Here is a 14,752-nt window from a genome sequence, read left to right on the forward strand (position 1 = left end):
ATTTTTGTGGTGCGGACGCTACGGCGCCAATATGAGCGTGATTTTGCGTATTTAGAATTGCTAAGCGGTAGGACTCTTTTGCGAGCCAAAATTTATCGACATTTTGCCTAAATTCAAGCCCACCATACGGCCTAGCGATAAAATTTTACCTCCATCCGCTATTTTAGAATTTCTCCCGAGCCTAAGGACGATTTTAATTTATAGCGGCGAAATTTTGCCCTTACTTGAAATTTTACCGATAACTCAACTGCGGGTTGTAAGATTTCGCGCTCGTCGCGCTCGCACTGGGCGGCGGTAGGGCGGAATCGCGTTTAAAACGGTATAGCGGCGCAAAATTTCCACGGCTCAGCGTAAAATCGCTCTTAATCGCAAAATACGGCGGCTTTAAACTTGCTATTTTTGCGGCTCGCTAAATTTCATGGGCGGTAACGAGGTTTAACACTACGTCTAAAAGACGCGATTACTCGGACTTTTTTCAAACCGCGCGCGGTGCGATAGCAAGGTTTGAAAATAGCGATATTGCGATTTGTTTGCAGTGCGGATAGCTACAAATTTCACGCCGCAAATGCGGCAAAATTTTAAAATTTCGCTACCGCTCTGTCGCAGAGTTTTAACGCGGTAAATTTCCCGTAAAATCTTACGCGGGTAGAATTTTACGGGAAAATTCGTCGATAATGAAATTTCACCGCCCTATTTCATATTTCTCTTACTTTGAAATTTATGTGTTTTACACATCGCGGAGCTCAAATTTTATTTAACAAATTTCAAAATGCCACAAATTCCACGACGAGTTAAAATTTTACTACGTATTGCGTGCGCCGTAAAAAGTACGTACCCTGCCAAATTTATTGCCGCGACGGAATTCCGAGCGGCGACAACTCGCATATTTATAAATAGATTTCGCGTCGCGTAAAATTCCATTGCCGGTAAAGTTTGCTGCCGATCAATTTATCGCCGCATAAATACTGTCGCGCAAATTTAACGCAGTCAAAAGTCCTTCGCCGCGCAATTTCACATCGTATTAAACACCCTATCTCCCGCGTCTCCGAGGCCCGGCACGATATATTTTTGCTCGTTTAATCTCTCGTCGATCGCCGCGGTAAAAACCTCGACCTGCGGGTAGATCTCGCTAAATCTATGAAGCCCTTCGGGCGCTGCGATGATGGAGATAAATTTGATCTTTTTGACGCCGTTTTTCAGCAAAAATTTAACCGCATCGATCGCCGTGCCGCCGGTCGCAAACATCGGATCGATGATGATCGCGGTGCGCTCCGCAGCGTCTGAGGGTAGCTTGGCGTAAAAAAACTCCGCCTGCGCGGTCTTTTCGTCGCGCTGAAAGCCCAAAAATCCAACGCTAGCATCGGGCATAAGCTTAAATACGCTACCCAGCATCCCCAGCGCGGCGCGCAAAATCGGGCAGATCATGATCTTTGTGGCGAGCTTATACGCGCCGGTTTGCGCCACGGGCGTGTGCACGCTCACCTCGCGTAGTGCCAGATCGCGCGTGGCCTCGAACATCATCAGGTAACTGATCTCATCGACGAGCATGCGGAACTGAAACGGATCGGTCCCCCGATCGCGCAAGATCGTGAGCTTATGCTCGATCAGCGGGTGCTTGATCAGCCTCACATTAGGCAGCTCGCACGCGGTTTGGTACGTACATTTTTGGCTTTGGCTCATTTTCTCTCCTTAAATTTACTAAATTTTGCGCCCTCTTGGGCATTTTAATTATCTGTTTTGGTGCGAACTCCCGCGCCGTGGCGCTAAAATTTTGCCGATAGCGGCGGCACGACTTTAAATTTAGCTCATTTTCACTCGCAATGCACGCGTTGCGACGTTTAAATTTAACTCGGCGGCTCGCTTAAATTTAACGCTTTTAAATTTGCCCGCTCGCGTCGCCTCTAATTTAGCCGCTCTTTAATACGGCGCGCTTTTTAAGGCACCTAGCGTTTTAATACGGCGGGCGCTTGCGGCGTAAATTTCATCTGCGAAATTATCGTCTGAGGCGGCTTTAAATTTACTTAATGCTCGCACTCGTGAGCCAAATTTTAAAATTCCCCGCTATCTTGCGCGCCGATAAAATTTTAATTTCATAGATGCGGGCGCTGTGCAAGCAAGCTCAAATAAACCGAACGTATCTTTTAATTTAACTCGCCGCAAGCCGTTAAATTTTAACGTGCCGCGGGGCGATCAAATTTAACAGCCCTACTCCTTCACCACGCGTAGGAACGAATACACGTCCTGCACCCCAGGCGCGTGCGTCGCATACCAGATCGCGTGCTTTTCGTGCTCGATGTCGCTTACCACGCCGCTAAATACCACGTCGCAGCCTACGATCGCTATGCGCACCGCAGTGCCCGAAACGTCGGTGTCGGAAAATAGATTTTTCTTTAAATTTGCAAAAATTTCAAACGAATTGCACGGATATTCGGGCTTTTTGACGCGCAGATAGGTATGCACACGCCGCACGCCTTCGGTTTGTCTAGCTAAAGCAAGCAGCGGCTCGCGCATCGCTTCGCTATCTAGCAACCCGATGAGATAGACCTCGCCGTAGAAGCATTCGACCTCCAGATCCCAGCTGCTAAGGCCTTTGGTAAATAGAATTTTGCTTTGGATTTTAGTCTGGATGAGCTTGTCGCTAGCGACCTCGCTCACGCTGCGGCGGTCGCGCGCTACGGAATAGATGTCGTATACGCTAAGCGCGTTGCCTGCGGGCGCCAGCGGAGCTGCGCACGAGCTAAAAAGCACCGCACTCGCGCTCAAAAATACCGCTAAAATCGCTAGAAACAAAACCCTCAAACCCTCTCCAATCTCGTTTAATTTCTAATTATCTAAAGCCGCTCGCTAGCTTCGCTTTTTTAAATTTAGCCCCGCAGGCGCCATTTTGCCGCAGCTTGAAATTTTGCGTCGTAAAATTCCGCCCAAACTGTACGCTGCAAAATTTTACAATATAAATTTTAAAATTTGCGTTGTAATTCGCACGACTTGCAAAATTTTGCGCTTTCGCCACGGCGGAATTTCACAAGCAGTATTTGTAGCCGTAAAATTCTACGCGGCTAAATTTTTCATCGTAAAATTTGCCGCTGCGAATTCTACGGAGTAAATTTCTCGCGGCGGAATTTGCTGCCGTAAAATTTTATATTTCAAAATCCGCGCCCAAAATTCCGCCCAATCGCGGCTAATTCGTCGTAAGCCCGCCGTCTATCGCAAATATCGCGCCGCTGACCCATTTCGCCGCATCCGACGCCAAAAACACTGCCGCCTCGCCGATGTCCTGCGCGCTGCCGATTTTGCCAAGCGGATAGATATTTTGCACCATCTGCTCGAACGCCTCGCGCCCCTGCGGGCTAAGCGCGCTTAAATTTCGCTCAAACTGCGGCGTTAGCACGCTTCCGGGCGCTATGGCGTTGACGCGTACGCCGAGTTTGCCAACCTCGAAGGCAAGCGATTTAGTGAAAGAATTTAGCGCGCCTTTGGTGATCGAGTATGCCGTCGTGGTGCGCCCCACGAGCATTCTGTTTGCGAAATACGACGAGATATTGATCACGCAGCCCTTGCTAGCCGCAAGCGCGCCCAAAAGACCCTGAGTAAGCAGATAGGGCGCTTTGACGTTTAGATTTAGATGAGCGTCCAGCAGCGCTTCGTCGGTCGCCTCAAACGGTACGAATTTTCCCAGTCCGGCGTTATTTACGAGAATATCTATCTTAAGGGGTAGTGCTAAAATGCGCTCGCAAAGGCCTTTTATCGTTTTGCTTTGCGCCAAATCCGCCTCTACCGTGTAAGCTTTCACGCCGTAACCGCCCAATGCCTCCTGAGCGATTTTTAATTTCTCTTCGCTTCTGCCGAGCAGGATCAAATTTGCGCCCTCTTCGGCGAAACACTTTGCGATACCAAGCCCTATTCCGTCGCTTCCGCCCGTAATTACGGCTGTTTTGCCCTCTAATCGTTTCATACTTTTCCTTTCAATACGTAAATTTAGGTTCTAAAAATTTGAGCGAGATTTACGGATCTCGCAGACTTCGAAATTTTGCAGGCTTTGAAATTTTATTAACTTTAAAATTTCGCCCGCTTTAAAATTTCGCGGCGAAGCGAAATTTCATCTATAAAATTTTACTAACTTTAAAATTCCATCGACAAAATTTCGCGGCAAAATTCCATCGTAAAGCTCGCGGCGGAATTTCATCCGTAAAATTCCGCCCAAACCGTGCGCCGCTCAAATTACAGCACCTGTTTTACGCTGCTAGCCGTGATTTCAAGTAGCCTTGTAGCAAAAGGGAATTTCGCCTTCGTTTCTTCAAACTCCGCACCACTATCAATAAAGCGCGCCGTGCCCTTCACTACAAAGCCGCGCCCTGCGCCGAACCTGCCTGCTAGCTCCTTCGTTGCGACGCTAAGCTCGACGTTTGGATTTGCCTCCACGTTGCTTTGCGTCTTTTTCATACCCGCGGCTGGGATGAGGATGCGATCACCCTTAATGACTAGATATCTGTTCCACGTATTGCTGATGTGGGCCTCGCCGTGCGCGCAGGTAGCGATACCCACGGCGCATTCATAATTTAAAATTTCTAAAAATTCCTTGCTAAACATTTTCTCTCCTTAAATTTATATTTTAAAGCTCGCAGTTTTGGCTGACAAGCCCCGCGCGCAACTGAAATTTTAACTACCTCGCCACTTTCCGCCGCGGTTAAATTTTATATTTCAAAAGCGCATCTTTTTCGGCTTTGCTTACGCGGAAGCTATCGCGGATCTTGGAAATCGCCTTGTTTTGGATAAATTTAGCCGCCCGCTTGCTCGCCAAAAACGCAAGCGTAGGTTCGCGCTGTTTGATAAACATCTCCGCTATCGCCCACGCCGCGCCCATCTGCACATAGTACCGCTCGTCGCTTTCGGCGGCGCAAATTTCAAAAAATTCCTCGGGCGTGAGCGCGCTCATATTTTGCATAAAATAAACGTAGAAAAATCGCCGCTCAAACTCGTCCGCGCCGCTTTTAGCCTGCTTTAGCAGCGCGTCCGCACAAGAGGCGTCTTTAAATTTCGGAACGAACATATCGCAAACCGCCCAATTAGGCATCGTTTTGATAAAATCGCTCGCGAGCGCAAATTTCGTCTCATCTTGCTTAAAAAGCATTATAAAAAAGCCTTTTAGCACGAACTCCTCGTGAAAAACGGGCTTATAATTTTGCAGCTTGCGCCGCGCTTCATCTGCCGTGCTCAAAGCGGCGAAGCTTTTGCGGGCAAGCGCACGCAGTGCGGGAGTGCGCACGCCCAAAATCTGTGGCGCGGGTATTAGGCGCTGCGAAAATTGCGCGAATTTCTCCTCGCTTAGCGCTCGCAGCTGCCCTAGCATCTTTTCTCGTAGATCCATAGCTTTCCTTTAAATTTTGATTTAAAATTTTAACTCGCCAAAACGCGAGCCGATCTCGGCGCGCCGAAATTTAGCCGCACAGGCTATCTTATCTAAACAGATCGCACCGTACGCTTCAACTAATCGTCTATCGGGTCGCGCCACTTTATAAATTGCTCGCCGCACTCGCTCAAAGTCTTTTGTCTAAAAATACGCCCTGTCGAATCGCGCAGTATGCCTCAGCGCAGAGCAAGCCGTGCCGTCAAAGCCGCTTAAATAAAGCTCGGCGCGTCGTTTGAAAATAAAATCAGATCGCCGCTGTGCGTATTTTCGCTCAAAACCCGCTGCAAATCGCGCTTATCTTTCAAAACGATAGTCTTTGCGGGGTCGATTTTGCTTTGCAGCACCTCGGAATTTAGCTCGCCCGTAATGATCGCGAGATCAAAAATTTCATCGATCTTGGCAGCCAGCGTCTCGTTGTCCTCGCGCGTGCTCTCGATGATGCCCGGCGTGATGATGACCTTGCGCCCGCCGTAGCTTCGCATCAGCTCGTAGCTTTGCAGCATGCCGCTTAGATTGCCGTTGAAGCTATCGTCGATGATGATCTTGCCGCCCGCATCGAGCCGCGCGAGCCTGTGCTCGACGGCGCCGACGTGCGCGACGCGACTTTTGATCTTATCGGCGCTAAGCCCTAAAAATCGCGCGATCTTTATGCACGCGGCGAGATTTGCGGCGTTAAATTTACCCAAAATCGGCGCGAAAAACTCATGCCTCTTTCCTTGTTCGCTACGCCCGTTTAAAGTTTTATGCTCGTTTGGAGCTTCTTGCACGCCCTGCTCTTTGATGCCGCAAATTTTATCGTCGCTAGCGGCGCGGACGGCTTGTTCGCAAAATTCTTGCTCGCTCCGTTCGGCGCGGGACATGGAATTTGCATCGTCAAAATCGGCGCCGTAATTTTTAGAATTTTTGTATTTTTCCGCGCATGCCGCACCGCTTGCGTCTAAGCTCAAATCGCCCTGCCCTTCGCTATCCGCAGCGGATGTGTCTGCATGCAGCGTGGAATTCTCGCTGCTAGCACCGCTTTCATCATCGCTCAAGCTAAGGCTAAATTTTATGCCGTCCAGATCCGCGCCGCAAATTTCCAGCCCCTCATCGTAGATCGTGATGCACTCGCTCGGGCTTTTTTGCGTGCAGCTGTGCAAAAACGCATGCTTTAGCCGCGCGCTCGTGAGCGCTTCGAGCTTGGTTTTGCGGATGTTTTCGATGCTTTTGAAATACTCGATGTGTTGCGCGCCGATCTCGCCCACGACGACGATCTGCGGTGCCAAAAACTCGGTGATCTCGGCGATATCGCCGCTTAGCCTGGCGCCTGCTTCGGCGATGTAGATCTGCGTATCTGCAGGTAGTGCCTCGTTTACGTCGCGCACGAGCCCTGCTAGCGTGTTTACCGAGCGCGGCGTCTTATAGCAGCGAAAGTCGCTTTTTAAAATTTGATACAAGAAGTTTTTAATGCTCGTCTTGCCATAGCTCGCAGTGATCTGAATGATCGTAAGCGAGGGCATCTGGGCTAGTTTTTTGCGTGCAGCGGCCTTAAATTTCGAAGCCTGTGCCCGCTCGTAAGCAAAGCTCGCCGCAAGAGCGGCGCCAAGCGGTAAAAATATCGGCAAAATCGGGCCCCCCGCGGCATAAAACGCGACGTTAAAGCTAAACACACAAACCGCCAAAATCGCAAAAAATCGCTTCACGCGCGGCGTAAAGACGAGCTTTTTATCAAGCCCTCTTTGCCAAAAATAAAGCGCGAGCGCGTAGGCTGCGACGATTAGAATTTTAGCGATGTGCAGGGCATGGAAGGGCGCGGCGCCGAATTTAGCCGCACAGAGGCTCGCCGCGATCTCGCAGCCAAAATACGCCGCTAGCGGCAAAATCAAAAAATAAAGGTGCCACGCGGGCTTGGTGAAGTGAAAGATGATGCGCGCGGGCTTATACGAAAACCACTGCAGGCAGGTGATCAGATAAAAGCCCATCAGCAGGACGAATGCCGCGTGCGCGATCAAAAATATTATATTCATCTTTTAAAATTCCTTTTTATAAATTTGCGCGCCCGCCTTGCAAGCCTGTGCGGGCAAAACGCGGCGAGCTCGGGCTAACCGACATTCGACTTCATTTGTAAATTTTATGAATTCTCGCTTTGCAAATTCTATTTTTGCAAACTTGCGCACTCATAAATTCACGCGCTCTTGTGAGCTGCACGAGCCGCGCTAGATAAATTTACGCTGCAGCGCGGCTCTTTCGTTATTGATACTGTGCCGCGCCTCGCAGGTTAGGCTTTGCGACGCTTTTATAATGCTGCGCGATATTTATGCCGTCTGAGCACTTCGGCTTCGTATCGCGACGAAGCGATGGCGCGGTTATGCGACTAAATTTAATCGTTCGCTTTGCGGCATACATACACGGTTTTGCCGCGTCTTTTACAGCCACCATAACCGCAAACACAGAGCAGAAACGATCCGTTGCCGCATTAAAATTTTAAAATTTAACGCGGCACGCCGCAATTTGAGTTTTGCGTTTTATACTGCGCGCCCAAAGAGCGGATTTTACGCCGCTAAATTTTAAATATGTGCTGCGTGCCCGCGACTTTGTAATCTAAATTTACGCTTCGGTTCGCGATCTTTGACGCAAACAGATTTCAAAATTTTAAAACGCGGGCGAACTGCACTAAAGCGCCGCATTGAAACGCTTTTTAAAATGCGTCCACTCTTGCCTTTCGCATGATCTGTTTTTACATCTAAAGCCCGATTTTTAGCGGCGCTAAAATTTCGCGGCTAAATTTTAAAATTTACACAAAATCGCGTTTCGCTTTAAATTTAGCGCGGCGCCGAATCGTTAAATTTAGCTGCCGCCAAGCTCCTTTTCAATCTGCTCGCCAATAAATTCCGCGCTCTGCAAAAAGAAAAAGTGATCCCCTGCCAGCGGATAAAATTTGCTATTTTTAATGAGCGAGTGGATCAGCTCGCCGCTTTTTAGGCTAGTGGCGCGATCGTCCTTGCCCCAAAAGATGAGCGCATTTTGCGGGTTTAGCGCGGAAAAAATATCACTGAAGTCCTCATTTACGACGTTTTTTAGCGTCTCATACATCGTCTTGCTCATACCTGCGGCATCCTTGCTCGCAAACGCGCGCCAAAGCCCCGCCAGTCCAAGTCTTTTTAAAATTTTAAAAATCGCGATTTTGGCGCGCACGGCAAAGGGCTTGGGTTCGATGATACCGGCGCTGCTTAGCAGTATGAGATTGCGCGGAGCTAGCAATGCAGCGATCTTGCCGCCGAAGCTGTGCCCCATGATCGCTGCCGGCTGCTTGCCGAAAGCTGCGATAAAGGCGCGCATAATCTCTGCGTAATCCTTGCTGCCAAGGGCGCGCGCAGGCTGCGAGCTGGCGCCAAATCCCGGCAGATCGACGCACACTAACGCGTAACGGCGGAATTTGTCCGCAAAAACCCGAGACATAAGCGCTTTGTTTGCACCCCAGCCGTGCAACACCAAAATATATTCGGCACGCTGCAAATTTGAAATTTCGTAGCTGATTTTGTAGCTTTCGCCACCGCAGACGAGCTCCTTACTCGCCACCGCCGCTCCTTTTGGCGTAAACGGCCTTGAGTAGCTCGACTGCCTTTTCGAGCCGCTCAAACTCGCTCATACTGATCATCACGGCTTCGAATTTGTTGTTTTTAACGATCAGGGCTTTTTTGATCTCTTGGTTTTTGATCTTGTTTAAAACGGTGCTGAAGTTACGCACGATCTCGGTAGCGGTGTAAATTTCGTCTTGATTTATCATAACTCGACCTTTTGGAGTAAAATTTTACGCAAAATTTAGCGTAAAATTTTAAACGATTGGCTACTTATTAGCGGTGATTTTGGTGATCAGCTCGTAGCTTACGGGGATCTGCCTCATCGGCGGCAGCGACGAAGCAAGAGCTGCTAAAACCTCGGAGAAATCATCAAATAGGTAGTTTGCGAGGCTGCCTGGGTTTGGATTTATCTCGTTTAGATAAATTTCGCCCTCTTTTTCAAAAAAATCGCAGCGGATCAGCGCGCCATCGAATGATCCTGCGTTATAAAGCCGCGTAAAGGCATCTTTCATCTTACCCTCTAATAAAGCGCCAGGACGAGCGGGCTCGATCGCGCCACTACGCGAAAAATCCAAATATTTACGATCGAAATTTAAATAGCCCTCTTTTTTTGGCTCTTCGATGTTCGAAAATACGATTTTGCCGTCTATTTTAGCGCCTGCGAGATTAAATTCCTTTACGTTTTCCCAGTATGGCTCTACGATCGCGCTGTCGTCCAGCTCAAAAGCCTGATCCAGCGCGTAGCTAAACTCGCTTTCGTTCTTGGCTATCGAAATTCCGATGCTAGAGCCCAAATGAGCGGGCTTGACGATGATCGGAAAATTAAAATTAGGCAGGCTGGTACGATTTACGATCTCATATGGCAAGGTTTTTACATTTGCGATTGCGGCTAAGTGCTTGGTTAAAATTTTATTATAGCTTAGCACGCTAGCTTCGATACGAGGTCCGATGTAAGGGATGCCAAAAAACTCAAATAGCGCTGCCATTTTGCCATCCTCGCCATCGCAGCCGTGGATTAGATTGATATATGTGCCGACTTCTAGCATGCTTTTGCTAAACATTCCGCTCTCAAAAAATCCGCCCGCACCGATGCTAAGCTCTTTTGCTTTAGCATAGCCGCCTTGCTTAAAGTATGCCGCGCGCATATTTTTATCCTCAATGCGGTAAAATTTACGATTTTTATCGCAAAATACAAACTCCAAGTCCCAGCCTTTTAGGGCATTTTTAACGGCAATTGCCGAGATGATACTTACTTCGTGCTCGTAGCTTTGAGCTCCAAAAACTATGCCAAATTTCATTGCTTTCCTTCAAATTTTATTTTCTACGCTAATTTTTTTAACGCCTCTTTGACAAGATCTGACGTATTCGTGCTGCTGCAGCCCGCTAAAATTTGATTGATCTTATCGCGCTTAAATCCAAGGCTTTGTAGCGCGGATGCCGCTTCGTTTTTATAAGTCTCGCTAGGACCGAATTCCATTAGCTTTGCATCGCCTAGTTCGGCAATGATCCGTCTAGCGGTCTTTGGGCCGATGCCCGGAACTGAAGTTAGCGTCGCAGCATCCCCCGTAGCTACGCAACGCGCGAAATCCTGCGGAGCGAGCGTCGAACAAACCGCCATCGCCGTGCTTGCACCTACACCGCTAAGCTTGATTAGAGTTTCAAACATCCTTTTTTCACTCTCGTCTAAAAACCCATACAGCAAATCGGCATCCTCGCGCAGAATTTGCACGCACGCAAGCTCGGTCAGCCTGCCCTGCGTGAGCTTCGCGGAGGTATTTAATGACAACGAAAGAGCGTAGCTTACGCCGCTAGCGCATTTAATAACGCAAGCAGTGGGCTCCTTGCGCGTGATAATTCCTTCGATCGCCGCTATCATCTAAGAGCCTTTAAAATTTCATTTATACTCTCATTAAGCGCTAAATTTAGAGCATTATAAATGCTTTGCGAGCTGGGATCTGGCACGAAAACGCGCTTAGTGACGATGCCGGATTTTATGCTTTCTAAAGAATTCAAAATTTCATACCCCATCGTGACGGTTGCTTGATCGTTATTGACCTGAAGCGCTACGATACTGGTTTTTAGGCGCAAATCCCGCTCTTTTGGCACAAATATCGGATTTAGCGAGCAGGTGGAAAATGCCGCATCAAGCAGCGCCTTATATACCATTTCGCTAGGCATCGTGATAAATTTGGCGTCGCTTGCGAACCGTGTTCGGTTTCTAAAATCCACTATTAAAATATCCCGCCTATCGACGAGATCTGTCGCCGTAATGGTGTCGATAAAGATATTTTTGCGCGCGCCGCTAGGATTTACGCAGCGCTTTTGATCATAACGCAGCTCGTAGTAGGTGTATGGCTTAGCCTGCTTAGCTAAGCAGCCGCCTAAAAATATCGCCGCCAGCGTCGCAGCAAGCGTAAACTTTATAAAATTTTTCATCTTTATTCCTTTTTATCGTCGCGATCCGCGCCTTTAGAAGTGTCTTTGAAAAAGAAATCATAAGGATTGTCCTCTAGCCTAAACATCGCGCCTTGGAATTCTCTAAGCGATTTTTTTAGCTCGCCAAGAGTGTTTTTTGCCTCCTCAAGTGTAGGATCCAAGATCGCTTTTAGATTGTACTCGCCGCGATCGATACGCTTAGTGATGATGCCTGTGGTTTTATCCAGTGAATTCGATAGATTGGCAGCACTCACGGCAAAAGCATTTAGATTATCTAACAGCGCGTCTAGCTCCTTCTCGCGCTCGTTTAAATTTGCTATGAGAGTATTTACGTTAGCAAGCAGTGCGTCTAGGTTTTGGAATTTTTTCTCATCACTTAGCTCAGCGCTAAATTTATCCATCGAAGATAGGATTCTATCCACTTTATCGGTATTTTGCTTAGATAACAGCCCATTAATCTTAAAGATCATCTCACTCACGCTATCGGTGATGACTTCAGCTTTAGAGCCGATTTTATCAAGAAGCGTTTTATCCAGCACAATTATCGGCTTTTTATCATTCGGCGGAAAAAGCTTGCCGCTTCCTTTCGTGATATTTATAAACGCGATTCCGCTGATGCCTTGAGATTCTACCTTGGCGACGCTATCTTGCGAGATCGGTAGCTTGCTTTTTACCGAAATTTCAATCTCGATGATCGCATTTTCGATATCGGCAAAGTCGATGCTTTTGATGATGCCCGCATTTACGCCGATAAATTTAACCTCGGAATTCTCCTTAATGCCTACAGGAAGCTCTTTTGTGTGGATATAGTAGGAGCGGTAGCTCTCGCTGCGATCAGTCTTTGTAAGCATCCACCACATAAATGCCGTAAGAGCCGCGACGCAGATCATAACAAATGCGCCTACTATCGTGTATGAAGTTCTATTTTCCAATCTTTTCTCCTAATTTCAGAGCGTAAAATTTAAGCCCTGCGATATGCCTTAAAATAGCCATTTGAGCTTAAATTTTAAAACTTAGCACTTTCTCAAATAGTCGCAAAATTCGCAGAATCATCTGAGTTTAAATTTTAAAGCTTAGCGTGCATTTTGAAATTTCAAAATATCGCCGCGCCGTATTTTAGCGTAAAATTTTACCGCCCCGGTTTAAATTTAACGCCGCTTGCTCGCCGAAATTTTAAAATTTATGCACTATCCAATAAATGCGCCCTTAAATACGACCCGCCTAAATTTTAAAATTTCGATTGAGCCGCTAAGGTCTAAATTTTAAAAATTTAAGCCCTGCGGATCCCGGAATTCCTCGCTAGGTTTAAAATTTAAAATTCTTCCGCTGCTATTTTAAAATTTCAGCTCCTACCTATCTAAATTTTACCCGCCGCAAGCTGTATTTCGGCTCGGTAAATTTCAAAGCCTAATCTCTTTGCCGCATCTTAAATAGCTCTTCAAGCGGGTTATTCTCTAGGTTTGAAATTTCCTCGATGTTTCCTTCAAAGGCAATTTTTTGATTATCTACGATCAAAAACCGATCCAAAATGTCAAAGATACTATCCACATCGTGCGTCACCATCACGACCGTGACACCGAGGCTGTCTCTAAGCTCGCAAACGAGCCTATCAAGGGCTCTGGCGCTGAGCGGATCAAGCCCCGAGTTTGGCTCGTCCAAAAATAAAATTTCAGGGCTCAGAGCTAGCGCGCGAGCCAGCGCCACGCGCTTTTTCATACCGCCGCTAAGCTCGTTTGGGCTAAGCGCGGCAGCCTCTTTTTTAAGTCCCACCTTTTGGATCCAAAACATCGATAGCTCATCTATCTCGCGCTCGCTAAATTTAGAGTATTCGCGCAATAACACGCCTACGTTTTCAAGCACGCTCATCGAGCTGTAAAGCGCGCCGAACTGAAACATTACGCCGCATTTTAGGCGGATCTCGTTTTGCTCCGCCTCACTCGCGCGCCAAATATCGCGTCCGAAAATTTTAATCTCGCCGCTTTGTGGGCGCTTTAAAAATATGAGCGTTTTCATTAACGTCGTTTTGCCGCTTCCGCTGCCGCCTAGGAAGCCGTAAATTTCGCCCTTTTTGACGCTAAAGCTCACGCAATCGTGCATAACGCGCGATCCGTATGCAGTAGTAACGTCGCGCGCGACTATGATTTTGGAGGTTTCGCTAGATTGCACTTGCTCGCTCATAGCCCGATTTCCGAAAACAGAACCGCAAATACCGCGTCGATCGCGATAACCCAAAATATCGCGTTTACGACGCTAATGGTGGTGTATTCGCCGATGCTTTGGGTATTTCCTTTAACCTCAAAACCCCGCATGCAGCCGATGATAGCAATGAATGCCCCGAAAAATGGCGCTTTAATTATACCTACTAAAAAATGCCTAAGCTCTACAGAAGCCTTAAATCTATCCAAATAATCGCTAAAGGCTATATCTAAATACGCATCACATACGATCATCTGAGCAAAAATACTTACCGAATCTGCGATAAAAATGACTAGCGGCATGATTAGTACCATCGCGATAATGCGCGGCATCGCAAGAAAATAAAACGGATCAAAGCCCATCGTCCTCATCGCATCGATCTCTTCGGTGATCTTCATCACGCCGATCTGTGCCGTAAAGCTCGAAGCCGAGCGACCCGCGATAACGATAGCGGCGATAAGAGGCGCTACCTCACGAAGCGTCAAAGCGCCCATTATATCGATGATATAGATGCTGGCGCCAAATTTAGAGAGCATATCCGAGCCTATGTAAGCAAGCACGATACCGATCAAAAATGCCGTCAATGAAACTATGAAAAGCGCGTCTATGCCGCTATCTTTGATGAAATTTACGGTTTCTTTGAAGCGGAATTTCATCGGATGAATTACAAAAGCCGCGAGTTTGGAAAAAAACTCGCCTAAAAAGCTTGCAAGGCTTAGCAAGCCTAGAATTCCAAGATGGCAATAAAGTCCGATCTGCGCTAAAAAATTTAGCCTGCGAGATTCGGGTACGTAGCTAAAATCGATCGTTTTATCATCCATAAAGCTTAGAATTTTGGCGGCTTTGCAGCTATCCTCCACAAGGCTAACCCGCTTGCCGGCAAGGGCGTTTTTGATCATCAGCGCCATGAAATAGTCTAAATTTGAAATTTCGCTTAAGCTTAGCTCCAGTTCGTTTAAATTTTTTACCGCTTTTTTTAGTGCAAGTAGCTGGGAGCGCGAGCTTTTGTAGTTCCACTGCCCGCGTAGCGATAGGATGTTTTTCCCGCCCGAGTTTTCGAGCGAAAAGGCTAAATTCCGCAAAAATTTCTCTCCAAAATCAAAAAATAGGGGAAATTATAATATAATCAACCTTGGCATTTTATAAAATTTAA

Annotated in this window: 15 protein-coding genes; all 15 read right to left on the reverse strand. The window is 47.4% G+C overall.

Going from position 1 to position 14,752, the window contains the following annotated elements; genetic code table 11:
- Positions 1-1,011: 1,011 nt before the first annotated feature.
- Positions 1,012-1,638: a uracil phosphoribosyltransferase gene (gene upp / locus Q0393_RS09185; protein ID WP_298979795.1), complete on the reverse strand. Its 627-nt coding sequence runs from the start codon at positions 1,636-1,638 to the stop codon at positions 1,012-1,014.
- 567 nt (positions 1,639-2,205) lie between these two features.
- Positions 2,206-2,799, reverse strand: a complete 594-nt coding sequence (locus tag Q0393_RS09190) for a BON domain-containing protein (protein ID WP_298979674.1) — start codon at positions 2,797-2,799, stop codon at positions 2,206-2,208.
- A 379-nt stretch (positions 2,800-3,178) separates the two neighbouring features.
- Complete coding sequence (locus Q0393_RS09195) at positions 3,179-3,952, reverse strand: SDR family NAD(P)-dependent oxidoreductase (RefSeq protein ID WP_298979676.1); 774 nt, start codon at positions 3,950-3,952, stop codon at positions 3,179-3,181.
- A gap of 266 nt (positions 3,953-4,218) precedes the next feature.
- Complete coding sequence (locus Q0393_RS09200; protein WP_005870391.1) at positions 4,219-4,587, reverse strand: pyridoxamine 5'-phosphate oxidase family protein; 369 nt, start codon at positions 4,585-4,587, stop codon at positions 4,219-4,221.
- Between the two features lie 97 nt (positions 4,588-4,684).
- Positions 4,685-5,365 carry a DNA alkylation repair protein gene (locus Q0393_RS09205; protein WP_298979677.1) on the reverse strand — a complete coding sequence of 227 codons (681 nt, stop codon included), beginning with the start codon at positions 5,363-5,365 and terminating at the stop codon, positions 4,685-4,687.
- Positions 5,366-5,616: 251 nt separating this feature from the next.
- On the reverse strand, positions 5,617-7,413 hold the full coding sequence (locus Q0393_RS09210; RefSeq protein ID WP_298979679.1) for a Mur ligase family protein: 1,797 nt from the start codon (positions 7,411-7,413) through the stop codon (positions 5,617-5,619).
- Positions 7,414-7,636: 223 nt separating this feature from the next.
- A complete protein-coding gene (locus tag Q0393_RS09215; protein WP_298979680.1) occupies positions 7,637-7,837 on the reverse strand; it encodes a hypothetical protein in 201 nt (66 codons plus the stop codon).
- Between the two features lie 396 nt (positions 7,838-8,233).
- Positions 8,234-8,965, reverse strand: coding sequence for an alpha/beta fold hydrolase (locus Q0393_RS09220; RefSeq protein WP_298979682.1), 732 nt, complete (start codon positions 8,963-8,965; stop codon positions 8,234-8,236).
- Positions 8,955-9,173, reverse strand: coding sequence for a type II toxin-antitoxin system Phd/YefM family antitoxin (locus tag Q0393_RS09225; RefSeq protein ID WP_177389042.1), 219 nt, complete (start codon positions 9,171-9,173; stop codon positions 8,955-8,957). The genes Q0393_RS09220 and Q0393_RS09225 overlap by 11 nt, the downstream gene beginning before the upstream one ends.
- Positions 9,174-9,233: 60 nt before the next feature.
- A complete protein-coding gene (locus Q0393_RS09230) occupies positions 9,234-10,265 on the reverse strand; it encodes a D-alanine--D-alanine ligase (protein WP_297881318.1) in 1,032 nt (343 codons plus the stop codon).
- 23 nt (positions 10,266-10,288) lie between these two features.
- Positions 10,289-10,843, reverse strand: coding sequence for a Holliday junction branch migration protein RuvA (ruvA, locus tag Q0393_RS09235; RefSeq protein ID WP_297880004.1), 555 nt, complete (start codon positions 10,841-10,843; stop codon positions 10,289-10,291).
- The gene (locus Q0393_RS09240; protein WP_297917038.1) at positions 10,840-11,403 is read right to left on the reverse strand and encodes a hypothetical protein; all 564 of its coding nucleotides are present in this window, start codon (positions 11,401-11,403) and stop codon (positions 10,840-10,842) included. The genes ruvA and Q0393_RS09240 overlap by 4 nt, the downstream gene beginning before the upstream one ends.
- 2 nt (positions 11,404-11,405) lie before the next feature.
- Positions 11,406-12,335 (reverse strand): MlaD family protein, encoded by a 930-nt coding sequence (locus tag Q0393_RS09245; RefSeq protein WP_298979684.1) that lies wholly within the window; start codon positions 12,333-12,335, stop codon positions 11,406-11,408.
- 475 nt (positions 12,336-12,810) lie between these two features.
- Positions 12,811-13,581, reverse strand: a complete 771-nt coding sequence (locus tag Q0393_RS09250; protein WP_298979685.1) for an ABC transporter ATP-binding protein — start codon at positions 13,579-13,581, stop codon at positions 12,811-12,813.
- Positions 13,578-14,681 carry an ABC transporter permease gene (locus Q0393_RS09255; RefSeq protein ID WP_298979687.1) on the reverse strand — a complete coding sequence of 368 codons (1,104 nt, stop codon included), beginning with the start codon at positions 14,679-14,681 and terminating at the stop codon, positions 13,578-13,580. Before Q0393_RS09255 ends, Q0393_RS09250 begins: the two co-directional genes overlap by 4 nt.
- Positions 14,682-14,752: the final 71 nt, after the last annotated feature.

It is taken from the genome of uncultured Campylobacter sp. (genome assembly GCF_938015785.1).
In the GTDB taxonomy this organism is placed as follows: Bacteria; Campylobacterota; Campylobacteria; order Campylobacterales; family Campylobacteraceae; genus Campylobacter_B.